We start from the raw sequence: 19,907 nt of genomic DNA, 5'->3' as shown, positions 1-19,907 counted from the left end.
ACTTTTTTGTGCGTGTTTTTAAGGATTAACAATGAGCCAACTATTTTCGCCTTTATCACTTGGGCAAGTAACGTTAGATAACCGTATTATTATTGCACCCATGTGCCAGTATTCAGCAAACAATGGCGCTGCTAGCGATTGGCATACTATTCATTTAGGCCAATTGAGTTTAAGCGGTGCTGGGTTACTTATTTTAGAAGCAACAGCAGTAAACCCTGAAGGGCGTATTAGCTACGGCGATTTGGGGCTTTGGAATAACGAAACCCAACAAGCACTAGGCAAAAGCCTAAAAGCAGTAAGGCAATACAGCCCTATGCCTATTGGTATTCAGTTAGCGCATGCTGGACGCAAAGCATCAACTGAAAAACCATGGGACGGTGGCGATGCCATTGCACCTGATGATGTAAATGGCTGGCAAACGCTCGCACCTTCGGCAATTGCGTACGACGCTAACAGCCCAGTGCCAAAAGCAATGAGCCAATCTGACATAGATTCACTAATTAAAGATTTTGTAAGTGCAGCTAAACGCGCTGATGAACTCGGCCTTGATTTAATCGAGCTTCATGGTGCGCACGGTTACCTGTTACATCAATTTTTGTCGCCACTTTCAAACAAGCGAGATGACAACTACGGTGGCAGCCTAGAAAACAGAATGCGCTTATTACTTGATGTGTTTAAAGCGGTAAGAGCGGTATTCCCCAGTAATAAAGCAGTGGGTGTGCGTATTTCGGCAACCGATTGGGTTGTAGGTGGCTGGGATTTAGATCAATCGATAGTGCTTAGTAAAGCGCTTGATGAACTAGGTTGTGATTTTATTCATGTAAGTACGGCGGGCCTAAGCCCAGAGCAACAAATACCAGTTAAACCTAATTTCCAGGTACCGTTTGCAACAGCCATAAAAGAAGCGGTTAAAATGCCTGTTATAGCGGTGGGTTTAATTACACAGGCGCAACAAGCCGAAGATATTATTAGTGAGCAGCAAGCCGATGGCGTAGCACTAGCGCGTGGTATTTTATATAACCCGCACTGGCCGTGGCATGCAGCTGCAGAGCTTGGCGCTACAGTAACTGCACCTAAACAGTATTTACGCTCAAGCCCACATGGGCAGCCATCACCAATAAAATAAAGTTTAGTTTTTTTGTAGAAACCCAACCCGCGTTTGCGGGTTGGGTTTTATTATTTTTATAAAGTAGAGACACACATGACCCAAACAGGCGTTTCAGCGCAACCTCTTAGCAATACACTCGTTACTATTATTGCTTTGTGTTGCGGTCTTATTGTTGCCAATATTTATTACGCTCAACCTATTATTGAGTTACTTGCCCCAGAAGTTGGATTAAGTGCGCACAGTGCTAGCCTTATCGTATCGCTTACACAAATAGGCTACGCTTTGGGGTTGTTTTTTTTAGTACCACTAGCTGATTTAGTTGAAAATAAAAAGCTTATGTTGGTCACTCTTGGTGTGTCGTTTTTGAGTTTAGTGGGTACGGCACTTGCTGATTCACCTAATGTAATGCTTATTTTGTGTTTGATGATAGGTATAAGTTCGGTTTCTGTTCAGGTGCTTATTCCACTTGCTGCGCATTTATCGTCTGACGAAAAACGCGGACAAGTTCTTGGTAATATTATGGCGGGTTTGTTGTTAGGTATTTTGCTAGCAAGACCTATATCGAGCTTAATAGCCGATCACTTTGGTTGGCGCGCTGTATTTTACTTTGCAGCAGGGTGTATGGTGTTTATTGCTAGTGTAATTTATTTTGCTATTCCAAGTAGGCAACCAACCCATAAAACAACGTATTTTAAGTTATTAAAATCGCTGAAACAATTAATGATAAGCCAGCCAGTGCTGCGCCAACGTTCACTTTTTCAAGCGTTAATGTTTGCATCGTTCAGCTTATTTTGGACGAGCGTACCGGTTGTGCTTGCCCGTGAGTATGGTTTATCCCAATCAGAAATAGCATTGTTTGCACTAGTGGGCGCCGCAGGTGCTGTAGCTGCTCCCATTGTTGGGCGTTTGGCTGATAAGGGCTATACGCATCAGTTATCGTTACTGGCCAAACTCATTGCAGCACTGTGCTTTTTACCAAGCTTATTTGAGTTACCTTACGGCATTATAGTATTGGCATTAACCGGTGTGTTTATTGATTTTTCTGTGCAGGCCAATATGGTATTGGGTCAACGTGCAGTGTACGCACTAGAGCCACAAAGCCGTGCGCGTTTAAACGCTATTTACATGACTAGTATATTTGTAGGTGGCGCAGTAGGCTCGCTTATTGCCAGCCCACTATATGAAGCAGGCGGTTGGACTGGTATTGCACTGGTGGCTACCGGCATGCCGCTTATTTCGTTGATTGGCTATTTGGTTACAACTAAAAAGCGAAGTAAGGCTGTGAGTTAAAAAATTACCGGATAAAACACAATAAAGTCACCATGTTGTGTGGTGACTTTATTTAGCTTATTTGGTAGTTAATTAAGTAGCCTGTTTTTTTGCGTTTGAAAACGAGCTACCAACAGATGCAATAATCACAAGTAAAATAGCGAGCCACTGCCATAAAGTAAGTAATTCACCCAGTATAATAAACCCTGCGAGCGAAGCTATTGCAGGCTCTAAACTCATCATTACGCTAAACCCTTGTGAAGGCATGTTACGCAGTGCAACCATTTCAAGTGTGTAAGGCAGTGCGCTTGATAAAATAGCAATACCAATACCCAGTGGGATAATTTCCCACGTAAACGCGGCGCTTTGCATAATGCCACCGTAAGGCACTAGCACTATAGCGGCAACAGTCATGCCCAGTGCGACAGTGGCACCACCAGAGCTTTGTGTGCCGGTTTTTTTACCAAATAATATATAACCTGCCCAACATGCACCGGCACCAAGAGCAAGCGCTACACCTAATGGATCAAGGCTATCTTGCCCGCTCATATCTGGAAGCAGAAGCAAAATACCAGCAATAGCACAGGCAACCCAAAATAAATCACGTTTGCGGCGTGATGAAAATAAGGCAACAGCAAGCGGGCCTGTAAATTCAAGTGCTACACCAATGCCTAGTGGAATGCGTTCAATAGCGTAATAAAACAAAATGTTCATGCCGCCTAAACTTAAACCATACACAATTATAGGAATACGATTACCCGTAGTGGGTAAGTGTTTCCAAGGTTTAAACACTAAGCAAAGTATAAAGGCAGAAAAACCAAGCCTAAGGGCCGTCGTACCCTCAGGGCCAACAATTGGAAAAAGCTGTTTTGCAAACGACGCGCCCGTTTGAATGGTCATCATGGCAAGCAATACACACACGATAGCCAGTAAATAACTTTTTGAAGATGCTTGCATTTTTATCCTTGAGTTGAGTAACTCTATCAATTAGTTATGTAATGCAGGGAGTATAAAAGCTAAACCCACCCGATATTAATGGCGGCATAGTATCTTTTTTTAAATTTATAGGTAAGTGTTTGCGACCAAAAATAACGCAATAAAAAGTATATTAAATAGGGAAGGTAAATAAAGTAAGAGGTAAAGTTAGCAAACAGCCGTTTGCTAACTTTAATCAGTTGGTTAAAAGGCCTTAGTGGGCACTTTTATTAACTAAGCCATCGAGCGAGTAGAGGCCTCGTTTTTCATCATTTTTGCGTTTAATTTCTTCAAGTGCACGCGATTCTACAGCGTCAAATAAAGCGTTAATTAAGCGGTTAAAATGTTTGTGCATTGCACTGCGCGCTGCATTTGCATCATGCGACTTTAGGGCTGTATAAATAGCGGTGTGTTCATCCATAACGCACTCGTTATTGTTTTTACACACACTGCCATAGTCAGCAACAATTTGTGGATTTGTTAAACGTAAATCCCACAAGTTAGACACTGCAAATTCAAGTGCTTTATTACGCGTTGCTCTAGCTATAATTTCGTGGAACTCACGATCGGCTTGCTCAACATATAGGCCTTTTTCCATAGCAATTAATGTTTTATTTAGTTGCTCTAGTTCTTCTTCTGTAATGCTTTGAGCAGCTAGAGCGGCAATTTCGCCTTCAATTAATGCGCGAGCTTGAGTAAGTTCAAATGCACTGATCTCTTTTGATTTTATAGATGCATTTTTTTGTTCTACTACGTAAACACCAGAGCCAGTTTTAACTTCAACTCGGCCACGTACTTCTAATGCGATAATAGCTTCTCTAATGGTAGGGCGGCTTACATCAAACATTTCTGCAAGTTCACGTTCAGGTGGTAAACGACTCCCAGCAGAAAATTCGCCTTGATTTATTAAAGACTCAATTTTATCAACTATGCGCCAAAATAAGCGACGATTACCCATACTTTACCTTCATTACCTTAAGGAATAATGGCCTCTGGGGCCTATAAGTCAAAACCAACTGTTAATATCAGAGGTTACCTTAAAATTCACTATTATGTCAAAATTCTAACGCGATGTTAGGGTTAAAAACCACTATACACCAACGGTTGCATTCTTGTATTACCAATTTAGTTTAAAATAATGTAATTGGCCAGCTTGATTGGTAATGTTTTTATGTGTTAGGTTAGATTTAAGGTTATTGAGTAATAAATATTGGTAATAAACCGAGTTGGGTTGTCAGTGTTAAGTTTGTTGTAGAAGTATTTGATTGCCCATGGATGGGGATCGCTATTTTAAAGTGTTTTGTAAAATGTGTCGTTGTACGAGAGCTATTTAAGCTTTCTTCTGGGCGTTAGCTGTCGTTGGTTAACGCCCATATTTTATTTAATTAGTCGTTAGGGTACACAACCCCAAGCTGTTTGCGCGCTTCATCAAGAACGCTCATTACGTTACTGGCTAAAATGTGCGTATTAACAGGTGACTCAAGGATATTTTGCTTCACTAATGACATGAAATGCTCAACTTCGTATTTCATAAAGTGCTCATCAAACGGCTGGGATATAATCTCTACCTCCCCATTATTAGCAATAAATTCCACTTTTTTAAGTTGCGATACGGCTTCTATACGTATGCGCCCAAGCTCGCCTTGTATTTCGGTTATGTTGTCGCCTTGCGATATTTTGGAGTAACTAATAACGGCTTGTTTATCTGCATAGTTTAGTAATACATCGCCCGCACCATCTACACCAGTATCGAGCAATACGCCACTGGCACTAACGCTTTTTGGTGCCCCCCAAAGTGCAATTAATAAATACAGCGGGTAAATCCCTAAATCAACTAAAGCACCATTTGCAAACTCGGGTAAAAATGTGTTTGGGCGTTCTCCATTTTTATACTTATCGTAACGCGATGAGTATTGACTGTACTGGCCAATATATTTACGTGGTGTGCCAATTTTTACCATTGCCTGTTGTAGCTGTTCATAGTTAGGCAAGTGAGTGGTCATCATGGCTTCCATGTAAAGGCGCTGATGCTTTTTTGCTGTAGCTATAATGCTTGCAAGCTCTTTAGAATTGGCAGCTGATGGTTTTTCGCCAAGGACATGTTTACCCGCTTCTAGACACATAACGGCATATTGTTTGTGTAAGCTATTAGGGGCGGCTATGTAGACAGCATCGACATTTTGATCTTGGCAAACTTGCTCGATTGAGGTGAAAATTTTTGCTTGTGCATTTTGTGGGTGTTTGGCTAAAAATGCTTCGCCGCTAGATACTGCGCGCGAGCACACCCCATATAAATTAAAATCGTTTAACGTATTTGCAGCGGCTAACAATGTGTCGCTAATAAAATTGGTGCCAACAATAACAAAGTTCATGCTCACTCCTTAGCTTAAATAAAAATAATAAGAGTATTTAGTTTAACATTTTTTTAGTTCTATATGCTCGAGGAGAACATCCAAACCAGCGTTTAACATTAACACTTAGTGTTGCTTGTTCCTGATATCCTAAAAGCTCAGATATGGTTGAGATTGTAAATTGGTTTTGCGCTAAATAGTGTGCAGCTAAAGCGCGGCGAGTGGCATCTTTTAGTTTTACAAAACTCGTATTATGTTTGATAAGTTCTCGATGCAGAGTACGCGGGTGCATACCCAGCGCAGCTGAAATAGTTTGGTTACTACATTGATAAATAGGAAGCATAGGCCTAATTAGCGCACTAACTTGGTTGGGCAACGGTTGTGTGTGTTCTTTGTTTTTTGCCAAGAAGTTTAGCGCTGCTTGTACTTTATTTAGTTTAGGGTGATCAAGCTCAAGAGTTAAATCACTTTTTGAGATTACAATGCCAGCGCTGTTGCGATGCTCTATAACGTTACAACCAAAGTAAGTGTTATAGGCACGAGTATTAGTACTTAACTTTTTTGGCAAAAATATATTAATTGGTTTGCAGCGGTTATTACTCAGCTTTTTAATAACAGCTAATGCTAAACCAATGGTTAGCTCAATGACTTGGTTTATGTGCGGTAATGGTTTTAAATTAATTTCGAATGATAAAAACAAGCTTTTATCATTCTCTAAAGGGTGCGAATTTAAGCTAAGTGCAGGGCTGTGTAAGTAAAGGTATTTAATAACCCAATTAAGTGCATCACCTAAATTAGTACTACTTTTGGCAGCTATTGCAATATGTCCTAAAATATCAAAGTTTTGTCTACTTGCGAGCTTAAGGCCAAAACTAGAGCAATTGAACTTACAAGCACAGTATTCTAAAAGCTCAGCGTAATCTCGATAAGGTAAATATTGGTTGTCGAGATTTTTAAAGTCAACGTTACTAATATTACAGCTTTGCATTATTTCATGCGGATCGCCGCCAAATTCGCTAATTAGCGTGTCTATACCTTGTAATGACGTGGCTCTGATTAGGCTGCTCATGGTTAACCCCAAATAAGTGATGTCTAAAAATATCAAGTTTTATTGGGTTTTTCTATGCACTATTACTGTTAAGGCCGTTTAAAACTTTTATTAAGGTACACCATGAACAATACAACATTTGATTACATTGTGATTGGCGCAGGCAGTGGCGGCTGCGTTATGGCATCGCGATTGTCTGAGGATAAAAATGTCAGTGTGTGTTTAATTGAAGCTGGCGGCAGCGATAAAAGTGCATTTGTGCAAATGCCAGCTGGCATAGCAGCGAGTGTGCCTTATGGCATAAATAGCTGGCATTACAATACGGTGCCACAAAAAGAGCTTAATAACCGCTGTGGTTTTGTGCCGCGCGGCAAAGTATTGGGTGGCTCAAGCTCTACCAATGCAATGGTTTATATTCGCGGTAACAAATACGATTACGATAATTGGGCACAGCTTGGTAATGAAGGCTGGGATTTTAAGAGTTTACTCCCGTACTTTATTAAATCTGAGAACAATAAAGCGTTTATAAATAATGAGCTGCACGGAACAAAAGGCCCGCTATATGTACAAGAGCTAAGTAACCCAAGCAATGTAAACCAATATTTTTTAAATGCCTGTGCTGAGCAGAGCGTTAATTTAAGCGACGATATAAATGGTAAAGAGCAAAGCGGCGCGCGTTTATCGCAGGTAACTCAGCACAATGGCGAGCGTTGTAGTGCGGCAAAAGCATATTTAACACCGCATTTAAACCGCCCCAATTTAACGGTATTAACCCATAGCCACGTTAATAAAATAAATATAGCTAATAAGATAACGCAAGGTGTGCAAATAGAGCGTAATAAAGAAGTTATTAATTTACGTGCTAAAAAAGAGGTAATACTTAGTGCTGGCGCTATTAATTCACCACAAATATTAATGCTTTCAGGCATTGGCCCAAAAGAGCAGTTAAGTGCGCATAATATTAAGGTTCAGCACGTACTTGAAGGTGTTGGCGCTAATTTACAAGATCACTTAACGGTAGTGCCACTTTATAAATCAAAAACAAGTAAAGGCACATTTGGTATAAGCCCGCTTGGCATTGCCAGCATTTTAAAAGGATGCGTTAACTGGTTTACAAAACGACAAGGGCGATTAACCAGTAATTTTGCAGAGTCGCACGCGTTTATTAAATTATTTGAAGGCTCGCCAGCGCCCGATGTGCAGCTAGAGTTTGTAATTGGGCTGGTGGACGATCATAGTCGTAAATTACACACTGGGCATGGTTACAGTATACACAGCAGTATTATGCGCCCCAAAAGCCGAGGCACGATTACATTAGCCGATAACAACCCGCGTAGTGCTCCACTTATTAACCCTAATTACTTAAGCCACCCAGATGATTTAACTGTAATGCTTGCTGGTCTTAAAAAAACACTCGCTATTATGCAAAGCAACGCTTTTGATAACATACGCGGTAAAATGCTCTACCCGCTTGATATAAATAATGATGAGCAGCTAATTGAGTTTATACGCCAAACTTCAGATACCGAATATCACCCGGTCGGGACATGTAAAATGGGGCAAGACTCAATGGCAGTGGTAGATACTAATTTACGAGTACACGGGGTAAGTAACTTACGCGTAGTTGATGCGTCGATTATGCCTACTATTATTACCGGCAACACAAATGCGCCGGTAATTGCGATTGCTGAAAAAGCGGCTGATTTAATTAAACACGAAAACGTATAATTGAATTAACAATAGCAGGGCTATTAATTAGCGATAAAACTCATTTAGCCATTGTTGCCAATCGCTTTCAAGATGTAGCATTTGCTGATGCTTTTTAGCATTTAGATGCTTGATTTCGTCCTCGCTTGCCATATAGGGTCCAACGCGGCAAAGAGGGCAGTGGTTTGGTGTTAAGTATGCTGGCTTTGTGAGGCGTGAGCTTAATTCGCTAGTGTGTGTATTAATACCTTTTTGGCTGAAAACGTAAGTGATACCGCTGGTGTCTTTTACGTGTTTATCACGGTCAACATTACGAATTTTGTAACCTTCAAAATGGCTAATATCAAATGGGATTTGGCCTAAATAATCAGCGTTTAAACCGTTATTTAAACTCCCTTCTATATTCCATTCTCGATAAGGTTTTACATCCTTTGAAGTGATGTAGCACAGCATTGGGCCATTTTTATCAAGCGCGTATTCGTTAGCGTATTTAATAAATTGATGCAGCAAAGCGCGGTTTAATACGTTCATACTGGTTTGGCGCGTGTTGTTTTCAAACGCTTCACGGCCAACAAACGCGGGTATAAGCGGAAATTGAAAAATAACCACGTCAAAGCTGTGCTGGTTTTGACTTAGAGTTTGCCAACACGCGGGATTTGTTACATCAAAACCATTAAGTACCTCAACGTTATGCGCTTTTAGGTTGCTAAGTGCATTGTGCTGATACTTTTGCTCAATAGTAGCTTGGTCATCGTAAGTGGATGCAACCAAAGCTTTTGGCGATAGATGAGTGTAAATAGCGTTCGAAAACGATAAATCGCCATCGCCTACGGTGAGTATTCGCCATTGGGGATTTAAATACATAAATTAAAGTGGTTTAGTTGGTGTGTTATCAGCATCAGGCGTACTTTTTTGAGACTGCGCTGCAAGTAAACGATGAAAAGCAAGGCGTGTTTTTAACCCTTCAATGGCGATTTGTTTAATAATAAGATTAAAGGTAATTAAAATGGCAAAGGCAATATGAATAGGCCCATGGGTAAATCCTGCATTTGTATCGTAAAGCATTAAACCGAATAGCAAAAATAAGACAACCAAGAAAATTTCGAGTAATTGACTTGAATAAAAACTCAAACGACCTTCGCTTTTATGATCTTTTTTAATGCGAATAGCACAAAAAAATGGGATCACTTTAATTTTAAATGCCGCGTTTTTTTCTACGTAGTTTTCGCCAAGTTCATCGAGTTGTTGGCGTAATTGGTCAATCATGGTGTGTCCTCAAATAGCAGTGCGCAGATATTACCTTATTACTGTGCAACATTTAAGTTTACAGCTGCTATTTAGGATAAATACTCATACCAATAGTAAGAATGTGACAAACAAACACAACAGAGGTAAGTACTACACGCATTTTTTGATAATCTTTATGGTAGGTTTGCCATTGTGGCGTGGCTTTTTCAAATATAAGTACTAACCAAAAACTAGCACCTAGCCAAGCCAGTGCCCACTCTACAGGTAAAAATGATAAAAATGGAACTGGGATAACAGGTAATACCGCTTTAATTGCATTGCTATAGCTTTGTTCTCCGGCGCGCCACAAGTTACCTGCCATAAATGCTAAAATAGCGATACTGTAAAAAGTAAAAAACTCTAAGTTAAGGCTATTACTGCCAAACATAAGTGGCCAACCTACACACCCTAAAAACGGGATTAAGCCTAAATAACCTAGTTGTATGTGGTTAACAAATTTTTCCATTACAGCGTGCCTTATGTTTAATGACTTATTTGAAGCGCGGCTATTGTAGCAGTATTGCGATTAGCGATCTTAATAATTCGCCAGCGTTTACAATCCAAATAATGCTTACGGTAAAAGAGATTACATAGTTCAATTCAAAAAACCGATTGTTTTAATCTAAACAATCAATTTTATTTAATTTCTCATTAGCCTTATTGTATCAATCAAGCCAACGCAGAAGGTCGTTTTAAACGAAAGCGTTGATTACTTTTTAAATACATTAAATATAGATGAGGAAATACCATGAGCACTTCATTAATCAATACAAAATTACAACCATTCAATGCAACCGCTTACCACAACGGTGACTTTGTAGAATTGTCTGAAAAAGATGTTCTAGGTAAATGGTCTATCTTCTTCTTTTACCCAGCAGACTTTACATTTGTATGTCCTACCGAATTAGGTGACCTTGCAGATTACTATGCACAACTTCAAGAAATGGGCGTAGAAGTTTACTCAGTATCTACTGACACTCATTTTACTCACAAAGCATGGCATGACACGTCAGACACTATCGGTAAAATTACTTACCCAATGATTGGCGACCCAACAGGGCGTATTACACGTAGCTTTGGTGTAATGATTGAAGAAGAAGGTTTAGCACTTCGCGGTACATTTGTAATGAACCCAGAAGGCGAAATTAAAGTAATCGAAACTCACGATTTAGGAATTGGCCGAAGCGCTAAAGAACTAGTTCGTAAAGTACAAGCTGCACAATACATTGCAACTCACGATGGTGAAGTTTGCCCTGCATCTTGGCAGCCAGGTGAAGACACACTTGCACCTTCACTAGATTTAGTTGGTAAAATCTAAATATAGGTTTACCCACTTTTATAAGGGCAGGTAACTGCCCTTAAATCAACGAACATTCGTTTGTTGGTGCCTCCTATATCAATATACTTGTTTAAGCACATGCATTATTTGGCATGGGAGGCTTGCTGTTTAAATTTTCCTAAAAGGGTTAAGCCATGTTAGATAACAACATAAAAAATCAATTAAAAAGCCATTTCGAATCGCTTACTCAACCTGTTGAGCTGCTTATTGCCTTGGATGACAGCAAAAAATCAGCAGAAGTAGAAAGCTTAGCAAACGATTTAGCCTCACTAAGCGATAAATTTACTGTAATAAGCAATCCTGATACAAGCGCACGTCGTCCGTCAATGGTTGTACATTCGCCTATTAAAAAAACTCATGTTACGTTTGCAGGCGTACCTATGGGTCATGAATTCACAAGTTTAGTGTTAGCACTTTTGCATACTGGCGGACACGCAAGTAAAGCTAAAAGCGAAGACATTGAGCAAATACAATCGCTTACTCAAGAGCTGAACTTTGAAGTATACATAAGTTTAAGTTGCCAAACGTGCCCGCAAGTAGTGCAAGCACTTAACACTATGGCAGCGACAAACAGTAATATTAAAGCCACCATGATTGACGGTGCATTATTTCAAGATGAAGTAGAAGAACGAAATATTTTAGCTGTTCCGGCTGTATATTTAAATGGCGAACCATTTAGCCAAGGTGCACTAAGCCTTACTGACATACTTAACAAAGTAGATAGCAAAGGGGCTGCTAAACAAGCAGCAGCGCTAAGCGAAAAAGACGAGTTTGATGTACTGGTAGTTGGTGGCGGCCCAGCGGGCGCGTCGGCTGCAATTTACTCAGCACGAAAAGGGTTAAATACAGGCATTGTTGCTGATAGATTTGGTGGACAAGTTGCCGATACACTAGCAATAGAGAACTTTATTTCGATTAAAGCGACTGAAGGGCCTAAATTGGTTGCCCAGCTTGAAGAGCACGTTAAAGAATACGATGTAGATGTAATGCATAATCAGCGTGCAGCGGCACTTGGTTATAACAATGGTTACGAAATTACACTAGAAAATGGCGCAGTACTTAAAGCTAAGTCGCTCGTACTTGCAACTGGTGCACGCTGGCGCGAAATGAACGTACCAGGTGAGCAAGAGTATCGTGGCCACGGTGTGGCATATTGCCCACATTGCGACGGCCCTTTATTTAAAGGCAAACCTGTTGCTGTAATTGGTGGTGGTAATTCAGGTATAGAAGCGGCAATCGATTTAGCTAATATTGTGCAAAGCGTTACGGTACTTGAATTTGCAGACACACTACGAGCCGATGAAGTGCTTATTCGTAAAGCTAAAAGCATGGCTAATATTACTATTATAAAAAGTGCACAAACAACCGAAGTACTTGGTGATGGTAAAAAAGTAACTGGCTTAATGTACACAGATAGAGTGTCGGGGGAGAGCAAAGAGCTTGAACTTGCCGGTATATTTGTACAAATAGGCTTAATACCAAATACCGAGTGGTTAAAAGACAGCGACCTTGAATTAAGCAAATTTGGTGAAATACTAATTGATGCTAAAGGCGCAACTTCATTACCAGGCATTTATGGCGCGGGGGATGCAACCAATACTCCGTTTAAACAAATTATTATTGCAATGGGCAGCGGTGCAACAGCAAGCTTAGGCGCATTTGATTATTTAATTCGTCACTCTGAAGAAGCTGATCAAAGCGCTGCTTAATGTAATTAGTAAAAACTCTCTTGATATAACAGCAAGGCTACACCCATAGCTGTTTGTTAACCCAAGCCGCCCTTCTCCAAAGGCGGCTTTTTTAATGCTTAAGAATTAGCACACGATTTAATCGCACCCACCACCAGAATCGCCGCCGCAATTTGTATAAGAATGTGATGAGTTACTGCTAGAGGAAGCTGTTGAGTCACTGCCAGTATAAGCAGATGATCCACGTGATGACTTAGCACTGATAAATGTAACTAACAGCAATACGCCTGATACGATAACTATTGTTATTGATGAGCTCCATTGCCCAGTGGAAACGCCTTTAAATACTGCAACAATAAGGACAGTTAGTAATATAGTTCTAATTATGTTTTTCATTGTTAATGCCTTATCTAACTATATTTAGCACGCGGTTAAGTGTGCAAAGCTAATATTTTTAAAGCTTTAGTAATTGCGCCGCTGACGCAATAGCGACTTCTAAAGAATGCATTTTAAACGGTTTTGAAATAAACATATCCATACCAGCTTGTTTGCACGCTAATTTATCTTGCGATGAAGTATTGGCTGTAAGGGCAACAATATAGGTTGAATCGTGCGGACAGATACTTTTTGATCGCAGTTGTTTTGTAGCCTCAAAACCATCGAGTATAGGCATAATACAATCCATAAAAATAAGATCGTAATGCTTTTGCTCGCATTTAAATATGGCATCTTGCCCATCTACTGCAAAGTCTGGCTTTATATTGAGTTTATTAAGCGACGCATCAAGAACTAGCCTGTTTATGTCGTTGTCATCCACCACTAAAACAGAAAGCTTAGAAGCGTTAATGTTTAATTTTGATAGCGGATTTAGCTCTACTTTTTGCTCTTTACCTAGCTCTATAGGGATACTTAGCGAAAAAGTAGTTCCCTGATTAACTTTACTACTGACCTTGATTGTTCCACCCATGTACTCAACAAGTTCTTTAACTATTGCGAGGCCAAGTCCTGTGCCTCCTTTACTGTTTTTAGCATCTACTTCTTGAGTAAAAGGGGAGAATAAAGATTCAAGAAATTGGCTAGTCATGCCTCTTCCCGTATCGGCGACTTTAATGTTTAGCGTTAATTTATTATTGTTATTAATCACAGACGTGTGCAGTTTTACACAACCACGCTCAGTAAATTTTAACGCATTACTTAATAAGTTGGAGGTAATTTGACTTAGGCGTGTGTTATCGCAATATGCCCAGCAGCTATCAGAAATTTCATTTTTTACTTCTAGTTCTACATTGCTGTTTTTAAATAACGGGGTGTACAAAGAAATGAGATCAGTAAATGTTGTATTTAATAAAACATCCGTGGGTTCTAGTTTTAACTCACCGTGGTTAATTTTAGAAAAATCGAGTACTTCGTTTATTATGCTCAAGAGTATATCTGCGCTACGCAGCGCGACTTTTATTTTTTCGGTTCTCTTTTGTTCGTTATGTTCATCTATTAACGTAGTAAGCATGCCCGTAATGCCATTTAGCGGTGTTCTAAGTTCGTGGCTTATTTTTGCAAAAAGCATGCTTCTATCTTCGAGTAATCGCTCGGCTTGTTCTTGTTTATTTTTAAGCTCTTCTCTTAAAGCCACTGCTTCGGTAATATTTTGAAAGGTACCAAACAAACGTACACAGGTATCACCGTCAAATTCGGCTTCACCAAATGTAGATACCCAAATGGTCTGATTTTTGGCTGTAATAATTTCAAGCTCTAGATGCCACTTTTCTCCGTGTTGTATAGCAAGCTCAACTGCTTTACTTATTTCGTCTCTGCTTGTACCTTCTTTATAAAAGTTAACTGCAGATTCAATTTCAGGCTGATAGTTTTCATCAACTTGATGGATTTGTTTAGTTTGCTGACTCCAATAAATTTTATTATTAGTAAGGTCAACTTCCCACGTGCCTATATTTGCTATGCTTTCTAGTTTTAATAAGCTATTGCTGTTTTTTATTAATTTTTCTTTAGTGATGCTGCGAGCTAGTTCTGCCCCTAACCACTGCGCAAATAGCTCAATATAGTCGTAGGCGGCATCTGTAAATACTGGAGATTGATTGGCAGAAGAAAAATTTACAGTTCCAAATATATCGGTACCTATTTTAATAGGTGCCCCAATATATGACTCAAGTTTAAAGTTTGCATAGCAAGGATGGTCAGCAATTGCGCTTTGTGAGACGTTATGAAATGCAAGTGCAGAACCCGCAGTAAGAGTGTGTACACAATAGGTGCCATCTAAATCAAATTGAGTACCTATTTCTAATGCATTATCTGGCGTAATGGCATGTAGCACGGTATAGCAGTTTTTCTCGACCTTACTAATAATAGCTAAATCAAGGTTAAACACTTTAAGTCCAAATGCTAGTAGCTGATGGGTTTTTTCATCAAAGTCTAAGCTTTGGTTAGATACTATGTCGTGAAATTGCCTAAGAAAATTCAATAGTAAATATCCTGTTGGTTTTAGAACTGAGTCTATAGCTTGATAAAGCACTAGTTTAACAAAAAAATTAAATATATTTAGTTAATTATTACTTTATATAAACTTTCTCTAATTAAGCACAACTGATTTAAACACAAACTGCGAGTAAGTTGCTCGCAGCTTATTGTGTATATTAGTAGGTTGAGTTTGGTGTGTACTCAGGGTTGATATCGCCGTCTACTTCCTCTGGGTCAACATCGTTAATAAGCAGTGTTTCACGTACAGCTTCAATGTGATCAAGTACGCTTTGGTAGCGCTCGCCATATTCATACTTTGTCACTTCAATCGCTTTAGGCATGTAAGTAAAAGCTATTTTTAGGGCGTGGAGTGCTTCTTCGTTTATTTTTTCGCTCATAATGTTCTCTTATGTGTAGGCTATAGCTAACCTGAGTTCTGAATAATAAATCTATCTCAAGCAGCTTTTTTAGTGCTAACTGCGTTGAATTTCCTTGCAATAGACCAGCTATTGACGCGTAAATTTGCCTTGTTTTCACCAAAAATTTCTAGCTAGAGAGAGACAGACTTAAATATCGTTATTATTTACAGTGTTTTTAAATCTCTTAACCAGAATTTAGGTTAGTTAGTAAAATAACACCAAATACGATTCGGTAAAGACCAAAACTAACAAAAGTGAAATTTTCTAGAAAGCGTATGAATAGTTTAATAGTAAAATAAGCAACTATAAAAGACGTTAAAAAACCTACAGCAAGGGCAGTTAGGTCATCTAAGCTAAACAGTTGGTAATGTTTAAGTAAGTCGTACCCTGAGGCTGCTGCAAGTACAGGTAAACCAAGTAAAAATGAAAATTCAGCGCTGGCTTTTCGGTTTAAACCACACAACATGGCACCAACAATAGAACTTCCAGCACGACTAGTCCCTGGAATTAACGCAAATACTTGTGCTACGCCAATCCAAAGAGCTTGTTTATAAGTAACTTGGGTCACATCGGTAGTTGTGCAGTGAGCCTCTTTATAACTGCGCTCTAATAGTAAAAAAATCACACCGCCTACAATAAACATAACACCCACTACAGGTACGCTAAACAGTGTTTTTATTACATCACTAGATATAAAACCAATAATACCCAAAGGAATAAATGCAATGGCAACTTTAACCCATAAATTGAAATATTTAGGGCTGAACTTGTCTTTATAGTTGGCTAGTACCGCTAAAATGGCGGCAAGTTGGATAATGACTTCGAAGGCGAGGTTAGTGTCTGTTGATTCAATGCCTAACCACTTTGACGCTACAATTAAGTGCCCAGTTGATGATATGGGTAAAAATTCTGTTATACCTTCAATAATACCTAAAATAATCGCGTTAATTATATCCACGGTTTACTGCTTCCTGAAAAATTAAAAAGCCCGAACTCGGCTTAACTGAAATGACGCATTACTGCGTACCTAAATTGCGAGGCGTAGCATAAAAGCTCTTAAAGCAAACCAACAGTATTTTTAGACTTAATGTGTTTAATAAATTGCATTAAGTGTTAAATGAACAATATAATAACAATTGTTATCATTTGCATATGCTGTTTTGTATATGTTTGGGCAAATTTAATGAGCGAATAATGAATAATAAAAAAACGTTTACAACTACACGGCGAAGGCACCTAATTGCATGTGTGTTAGCGCTAATTACTGCGGTAATAATGATTCCTGGTATGACAACTTATTTACCGTTTCAAATGAATGAACAAATATTACTGCCTATTTTACTCTTTCCTGTTATTTGGACTGCGTTGTTTATTTATTCGTATTTGGCGCAAAAGGTATGGCAACCGTTTGTTGTAATGATTGCACTGTGTGTATTACATGGTTTATTGAGTTTTTGGGCGTTAACGCAGGGGCAGGGATGAAGTCGATTACTTTAAAAAAGCTATTTTTATTACATAGCTGGGTAGGAATTATTACTGCTGTACTGCTATTTATTGTTGCATTTAGTGGGGCGTTAGCAGTGCTGTCGCGACCTGAGTTAAAAATATGGGCAAATCCAGAGCTACAATCTAGTCAACACGTTGCCAGCGCGCAAATTAATCGACTAGTAAACGAATACCATAAACAGGTGCCTAGTGAATTTGGTGAAAACATTCATGTGTTTTTACCAAGTGGACATAACTTTCATTTATTAACGTTGGTATTTGAATCCCACCATGGCGATGAAAACTATGACCAAGAGGTGGCCAGAGTATTTCAATTTCATCCCAATACATTGGCGCTGGAAAATACTTACTATGGGCCTAGTAAAGAATTTTACGCTAATAAAAAAACGGATGCGCCAACTTATATAGGTGAGTTTCATGCAGATTTGCATTTAGGGCGACCAATTGGGTTAATACTCACTGGTTTTTTAGGTTTAACACTTTTAGTAAGTGCAGTGACAGGCTTGTTTATTCATCGTAAATTGATAAAAGAGCTCTTTACGTTTAGGCGAGATAAAGGATTAGATATTGCAGTAAGCGATGCTCATAAGGTCATAGGTATTTGGGGCAGCGTATTTAATATTGTAATTGGTTTTACAGGATCATTTTTAGGGCTTGCGACCGTTATTTTATTACCAGCAGCTGCGTTTGTGAGCTTTGGTGGCGATCAAGATAAGTTAATAGAAACGTTTACCGCTATTCCTGAGCCGGTAGTTAGCCACATTAAGCAACCTACAAAAATAGACACTATTTTAGAGAATGCTCATAGTCGTTACCCTGAAGCAATAATTAGGGATGTCACAATAATGGCGCATAACGATGCGAATGCGCAGGTGTATTTGCGTTTGTTAGGTGGCGAGGCTGTTGCTTCTCAATTACTGCATTATAAAGGCAATGGTGAGTTTGTGCAGTCGATGAGTAGTTTTGGTGATATTTCAGGTGTTTCGATAAAAGTAATTGAGTTGATGTTTCCGCTGCACTTTGGGAACTTTGCAGGGGTGTTTGTAAAATTACTTTGGGTATTGCTTGGCTTAAGTACTGCGCTTTTACCTATTTCGGGCATGATGATGTGGCTAGCAAAGCGTACACGTGGCAGTAGCCCGTCGCTGAGTGTGCAGGCATATGCACGCTGGAATTGTTTTATTATTGGTAGTTGTGGAGGCTTGGTATTAGCAAGCTTTGTGTTATTTCCTTTGCAAGTTGTACTTAATTATACCGTTATTGGTGTGGCGCAAAATAGCTTTTTTGGACCCGTGTTTTTTTATACGTGGTTGGCATGGTTACTCTTAAGTGTATTGCCTATAGGTTATAAAAACTATTTTAAGCTGACTCTTTTGCTATGCGGCGCTTCGCTTGCTTTGGTGCTGCCGCTCAATATTATATTTGGCGTGAGCAATGTTATTAACCTTAATAGCTCGCTTGTCGCGATAGTAGATATAAGTTTTATGGTGGTGGGTATCGCGTGTATTTTTGGTGCCTTAAAAATAAAAAACACACAAAAATTACAAGCAGAGGTACAACCCGCATGAACGAACTACTAATTATAATTGCCATGGTAAGTCTATTATTAATGATGCTTAATATACGCAAAAACACACTCACAATACCCACTAAAGCTTTTTTATGTACACTGCTATTTAGTTTAGCGCTGATATGCTTTATGAGTGTTTATGGTATTTTAGGCGGTGCAATATGCACCGTTGTAGGAGCTATGTTAGCAGGGTTACTAACTGCAGTTATTGCGGGTAAAGCGCCGCAATTATTAGGGTAAAAAATGCAGTTATTTAGCTAAAAAGGCCTTAGCAGCATCAACTCCCATATTGTAACCACTATTAAGTATTTCAAACTTTTTAGTGGTTCGGCCAACTTTAAAATTAGCTGGTGGAGCAATAATATTGATTTTGCAGTCATTTGGTGGATTCATAATAAAATCGATAGACTTATTATAAAAATCAGCCCTATCTAAGGTCGCTTGAACTAATGCAGGATAGTTTTTATACATTTTTTTAGTAAGCCAAGGTGCCTTACTTGGTTTTTTACGATAGCCTAAACATTGAGACAAAATAACGGTGATTTCGCGTGCACCCATTTCGTAAGCTTTTATAACCGGAATTGAATCAGCAACACCGCCATCGGTCATCGCTATGTCATTAATAATAGGGTAGTCACGATATGCAATGGGTATAGCGCATGATGCTTTTAATTGATGCACCATATCGGCGCTGGTGGCTTTTAAATAGTGTGCTTTGCCTGATTCGATTGCCGTAGATACAATATAAAACTCTTGTGGAGTTTGTTCGAATACCTCTGTATGAAGGCGTATTTCGCGAATTGTTTCTTGCCATAACCAATCTAAATCAAATAAATGACCACCTTTAATAAAGCGCGCTAAATTAATAAATTCAGGACGGCATGAATAGTCGGTAATTACTTTATAATTTCGCATTGGTTGTTTGCATAAAAATGCGGCTATATTAGTTGCTCCGGCTGAAACACCAAAATAGCGTTCAAATGGCTGGTATTGCTGTTTTAAAAACTCATCAAGCACACCAGCGGCAAATATACCGCGCATTGCACCGCCTTCAACGACGAGTGTGTTTTTATTATTGTTGTTCATGGCCAATCCTTTTTATGAAATTTGATGTTATCAACTCAGTCTAAAAAATGCGATAGAGATTACTGAAGATGATAAAAAATTAAAG

The 19,907-nt window shown here is 39.2% G+C and carries 20 protein-coding genes; 8 read left to right on the top strand and 12 right to left on the bottom strand.

From position 1 onward, the window contains the following. The first annotated feature begins 31 nt into the window (after positions 1 to 31). Positions 32 to 1,126: an NADH:flavin oxidoreductase/NADH oxidase gene (locus H5118_RS00715; protein ID WP_182747372.1), complete on the top strand. Its 1,095-nt coding sequence runs from the start codon at positions 32 to 34 to the stop codon at positions 1,124 to 1,126. Positions 1,127 to 1,201: 75 nt separating this feature from the next. Continuing rightward, positions 1,202 to 2,398: an MFS transporter gene (locus H5118_RS00710; RefSeq protein WP_182747370.1), complete on the top strand. Its 1,197-nt coding sequence runs from the start codon at positions 1,202 to 1,204 to the stop codon at positions 2,396 to 2,398. A 72-nt stretch (positions 2,399 to 2,470) separates the two neighbouring features. Here H5118_RS00710 and H5118_RS00705 read toward each other — a convergent pair whose 3' ends face one another. The 4 genes from H5118_RS00705 to H5118_RS00690 form a co-directional block, all read right to left on the bottom strand. After that, on the bottom strand, positions 2,471 to 3,334 hold the full coding sequence (locus H5118_RS00705) for a DMT family transporter (RefSeq protein ID WP_002960588.1): 864 nt from the start codon (positions 3,332 to 3,334) through the stop codon (positions 2,471 to 2,473). Between the two features lie 232 nt (positions 3,335 to 3,566). After that, on the bottom strand, positions 3,567 to 4,310 hold the full coding sequence (locus H5118_RS00700; protein WP_002960591.1) for a FadR/GntR family transcriptional regulator: 744 nt from the start codon (positions 4,308 to 4,310) through the stop codon (positions 3,567 to 3,569). 427 nt (positions 4,311 to 4,737) lie between these two features. Next, positions 4,738 to 5,724 carry a Gfo/Idh/MocA family protein gene (locus H5118_RS00695; protein ID WP_182747368.1) on the bottom strand — a complete coding sequence of 329 codons (987 nt, stop codon included), beginning with the start codon at positions 5,722 to 5,724 and terminating at the stop codon, positions 4,738 to 4,740. A gap of 37 nt (positions 5,725 to 5,761) precedes the next feature. After that, on the bottom strand, positions 5,762 to 6,772 hold the full coding sequence (locus H5118_RS00690; RefSeq protein ID WP_138490339.1) for an AraC family transcriptional regulator: 1,011 nt from the start codon (positions 6,770 to 6,772) through the stop codon (positions 5,762 to 5,764). Between the two features lie 102 nt (positions 6,773 to 6,874). Here H5118_RS00690 and H5118_RS00685 point away from each other — a divergent pair, with 102 nt between their 5' ends. Beyond that, a complete protein-coding gene (locus tag H5118_RS00685; protein WP_182747367.1) occupies positions 6,875 to 8,479 on the top strand; it encodes a GMC family oxidoreductase in 1,605 nt (534 codons plus the stop codon). A gap of 27 nt (positions 8,480 to 8,506) precedes the next feature. On the opposite strand, the gene H5118_RS00680 is transcribed toward H5118_RS00685, so the two are convergent. The 3 genes from H5118_RS00680 to H5118_RS00670 all read right to left on the bottom strand — a co-directional run bounded on the left by H5118_RS00680 (position 8,507) and on the right by H5118_RS00670 (position 10,211). Continuing rightward, positions 8,507 to 9,322: a class I SAM-dependent methyltransferase gene (locus H5118_RS00680; RefSeq protein WP_182711689.1), complete on the bottom strand. Its 816-nt coding sequence runs from the start codon at positions 9,320 to 9,322 to the stop codon at positions 8,507 to 8,509. Positions 9,323 to 9,325: 3 nt separating this feature from the next. Continuing rightward, positions 9,326 to 9,724, bottom strand: a complete 399-nt coding sequence (locus tag H5118_RS00675) for a hypothetical protein (RefSeq protein ID WP_024600580.1) — start codon at positions 9,722 to 9,724, stop codon at positions 9,326 to 9,328. 67 nt (positions 9,725 to 9,791) lie between these two features. After that, entirely contained in the window at positions 9,792 to 10,211 is a 420-nt protein-coding gene (locus tag H5118_RS00670; RefSeq protein WP_182747365.1) for a DUF3429 domain-containing protein, read from the bottom strand. A gap of 282 nt (positions 10,212 to 10,493) precedes the next feature. Here H5118_RS00670 and ahpC point away from each other — a divergent pair, with 282 nt between their 5' ends. Further along, on the top strand, positions 10,494 to 11,063 hold the full coding sequence (ahpC, locus tag H5118_RS00665; RefSeq protein ID WP_002960601.1) for an alkyl hydroperoxide reductase subunit C: 570 nt from the start codon (positions 10,494 to 10,496) through the stop codon (positions 11,061 to 11,063). A 155-nt stretch (positions 11,064 to 11,218) separates the two neighbouring features. Beyond that, positions 11,219 to 12,793, top strand: coding sequence for an alkyl hydroperoxide reductase subunit F (gene ahpF, locus H5118_RS00660; RefSeq protein WP_182692532.1), 1,575 nt, complete (start codon positions 11,219 to 11,221; stop codon positions 12,791 to 12,793). Positions 12,794 to 12,910: 117 nt separating this feature from the next. On the opposite strand, the gene H5118_RS00655 is transcribed toward ahpF, so the two are convergent. The 4 genes from H5118_RS00655 to H5118_RS00640 all read right to left on the bottom strand — a co-directional run bounded on the left by H5118_RS00655 (position 12,911) and on the right by H5118_RS00640 (position 16,618). Next, positions 12,911 to 13,168, bottom strand: a complete 258-nt coding sequence (locus H5118_RS00655) for a hypothetical protein (protein WP_182692531.1) — start codon at positions 13,166 to 13,168, stop codon at positions 12,911 to 12,913. 58 nt (positions 13,169 to 13,226) lie between these two features. Next, complete coding sequence (locus H5118_RS00650; RefSeq protein WP_182747363.1) at positions 13,227 to 15,245, bottom strand: ATP-binding protein; 2,019 nt, start codon at positions 15,243 to 15,245, stop codon at positions 13,227 to 13,229. A 172-nt stretch (positions 15,246 to 15,417) separates the two neighbouring features. After that, on the bottom strand, positions 15,418 to 15,639 hold the full coding sequence (locus tag H5118_RS00645) for a hypothetical protein (RefSeq protein WP_002960604.1): 222 nt from the start codon (positions 15,637 to 15,639) through the stop codon (positions 15,418 to 15,420). Between the two features lie 205 nt (positions 15,640 to 15,844). After that, positions 15,845 to 16,618, bottom strand: a complete 774-nt coding sequence (locus tag H5118_RS00640) for an undecaprenyl-diphosphate phosphatase (RefSeq protein ID WP_182747361.1) — start codon at positions 16,616 to 16,618, stop codon at positions 15,845 to 15,847. Positions 16,619 to 16,854: 236 nt separating this feature from the next. Here H5118_RS00640 and H5118_RS00635 point away from each other — a divergent pair, with 236 nt between their 5' ends. From H5118_RS00635 to H5118_RS00625, 3 genes are read left to right on the top strand one after another with little or no spacing between them, the layout of a single operon-like run. Then, positions 16,855 to 17,142, top strand: a complete 288-nt coding sequence (locus H5118_RS00635; protein ID WP_182747359.1) for a hypothetical protein — start codon at positions 16,855 to 16,857, stop codon at positions 17,140 to 17,142. Continuing rightward, positions 17,139 to 18,734 (top strand): PepSY domain-containing protein, encoded by a 1,596-nt coding sequence (locus H5118_RS00630; RefSeq protein WP_182747357.1) that lies wholly within the window; start codon positions 17,139 to 17,141, stop codon positions 18,732 to 18,734. The genes H5118_RS00635 and H5118_RS00630 overlap by 4 nt, the downstream gene beginning before the upstream one ends. Further along, entirely contained in the window at positions 18,731 to 18,976 is a 246-nt protein-coding gene (locus H5118_RS00625) for a hypothetical protein (protein ID WP_165723373.1), read from the top strand. The genes H5118_RS00630 and H5118_RS00625 overlap by 4 nt, the downstream gene beginning before the upstream one ends. Positions 18,977 to 18,985: 9 nt before the next feature. Here the strand turns inward: H5118_RS00625 and H5118_RS00620 are convergent, their stop codons facing one another. Beyond that, complete coding sequence (locus H5118_RS00620; RefSeq protein ID WP_165723372.1) at positions 18,986 to 19,822, bottom strand: patatin family protein; 837 nt, start codon at positions 19,820 to 19,822, stop codon at positions 18,986 to 18,988. Positions 19,823 to 19,907: the final 85 nt, after the last annotated feature.

This window comes from Pseudoalteromonas sp. SR41-1 (assembly GCF_014164015.1).
GTDB lineage: Bacteria > Pseudomonadota > Gammaproteobacteria > Enterobacterales > Alteromonadaceae > Pseudoalteromonas > Pseudoalteromonas distincta.
The sequence above is the reverse complement of the archived record's forward strand: the minus strand, read 5'-3'. Positions and strand labels throughout refer to the sequence as shown.

What these genes read in the sequence shown, in the direction of transcription:
- H5118_RS00715 (WP_182747372.1), top strand. Translation starts at nt 32, where the DNA reads ATGAGCCAACTATTTTCGCCTTTATCACTTGGGCAAGTAACGTTAGAT.
- H5118_RS00710 (WP_182747370.1), top strand. Translation starts at nt 1,202, where the DNA reads ATGACCCAAACAGGCGTTTCAGCGCAACCTCTTAGCAATACACTCGTT.
- H5118_RS00705 (WP_002960588.1), bottom strand. Translation starts at nt 3,334, where the DNA reads ATGCAAGCATCTTCAAAAAGTTATTTACTGGCTATCGTGTGTGTATTG.
- H5118_RS00700 (WP_002960591.1), bottom strand. Translation starts at nt 4,310, where the DNA reads ATGGGTAATCGTCGCTTATTTTGGCGCATAGTTGATAAAATTGAGTCT.
- H5118_RS00695 (WP_182747368.1), bottom strand. Translation starts at nt 5,724, where the DNA reads ATGAACTTTGTTATTGTTGGCACCAATTTTATTAGCGACACATTGTTA.
- H5118_RS00690 (WP_138490339.1), bottom strand. Translation starts at nt 6,772, where the DNA reads ATGAGCAGCCTAATCAGAGCCACGTCATTACAAGGTATAGACACGCTA.
- H5118_RS00685 (WP_182747367.1), top strand. Translation starts at nt 6,875, where the DNA reads ATGAACAATACAACATTTGATTACATTGTGATTGGCGCAGGCAGTGGC.
- H5118_RS00680 (WP_182711689.1), bottom strand. Translation starts at nt 9,322, where the DNA reads ATGTATTTAAATCCCCAATGGCGAATACTCACCGTAGGCGATGGCGAT.
- H5118_RS00675 (WP_024600580.1), bottom strand. Translation starts at nt 9,724, where the DNA reads ATGATTGACCAATTACGCCAACAACTCGATGAACTTGGCGAAAACTAC.
- H5118_RS00670 (WP_182747365.1), bottom strand. Translation starts at nt 10,211, where the DNA reads ATGGAAAAATTTGTTAACCACATACAACTAGGTTATTTAGGCTTAATC.
- ahpC (WP_002960601.1), top strand. Translation starts at nt 10,494, where the DNA reads ATGAGCACTTCATTAATCAATACAAAATTACAACCATTCAATGCAACC.
- ahpF (WP_182692532.1), top strand. Translation starts at nt 11,219, where the DNA reads ATGTTAGATAACAACATAAAAAATCAATTAAAAAGCCATTTCGAATCG.
- H5118_RS00655 (WP_182692531.1), bottom strand. Translation starts at nt 13,168, where the DNA reads ATGAAAAACATAATTAGAACTATATTACTAACTGTCCTTATTGTTGCA.
- H5118_RS00645 (WP_002960604.1), bottom strand. Translation starts at nt 15,639, where the DNA reads ATGAGCGAAAAAATAAACGAAGAAGCACTCCACGCCCTAAAAATAGCT.
- H5118_RS00635 (WP_182747359.1), top strand. Translation starts at nt 16,855, where the DNA reads ATGAATAATAAAAAAACGTTTACAACTACACGGCGAAGGCACCTAATT.
- H5118_RS00630 (WP_182747357.1), top strand. Translation starts at nt 17,139, where the DNA reads ATGAAGTCGATTACTTTAAAAAAGCTATTTTTATTACATAGCTGGGTA.
- H5118_RS00625 (WP_165723373.1), top strand. Translation starts at nt 18,731, where the DNA reads ATGAACGAACTACTAATTATAATTGCCATGGTAAGTCTATTATTAATG.
- H5118_RS00620 (WP_165723372.1), bottom strand. Translation starts at nt 19,822, where the DNA reads ATGAACAACAATAATAAAAACACACTCGTCGTTGAAGGCGGTGCAATG.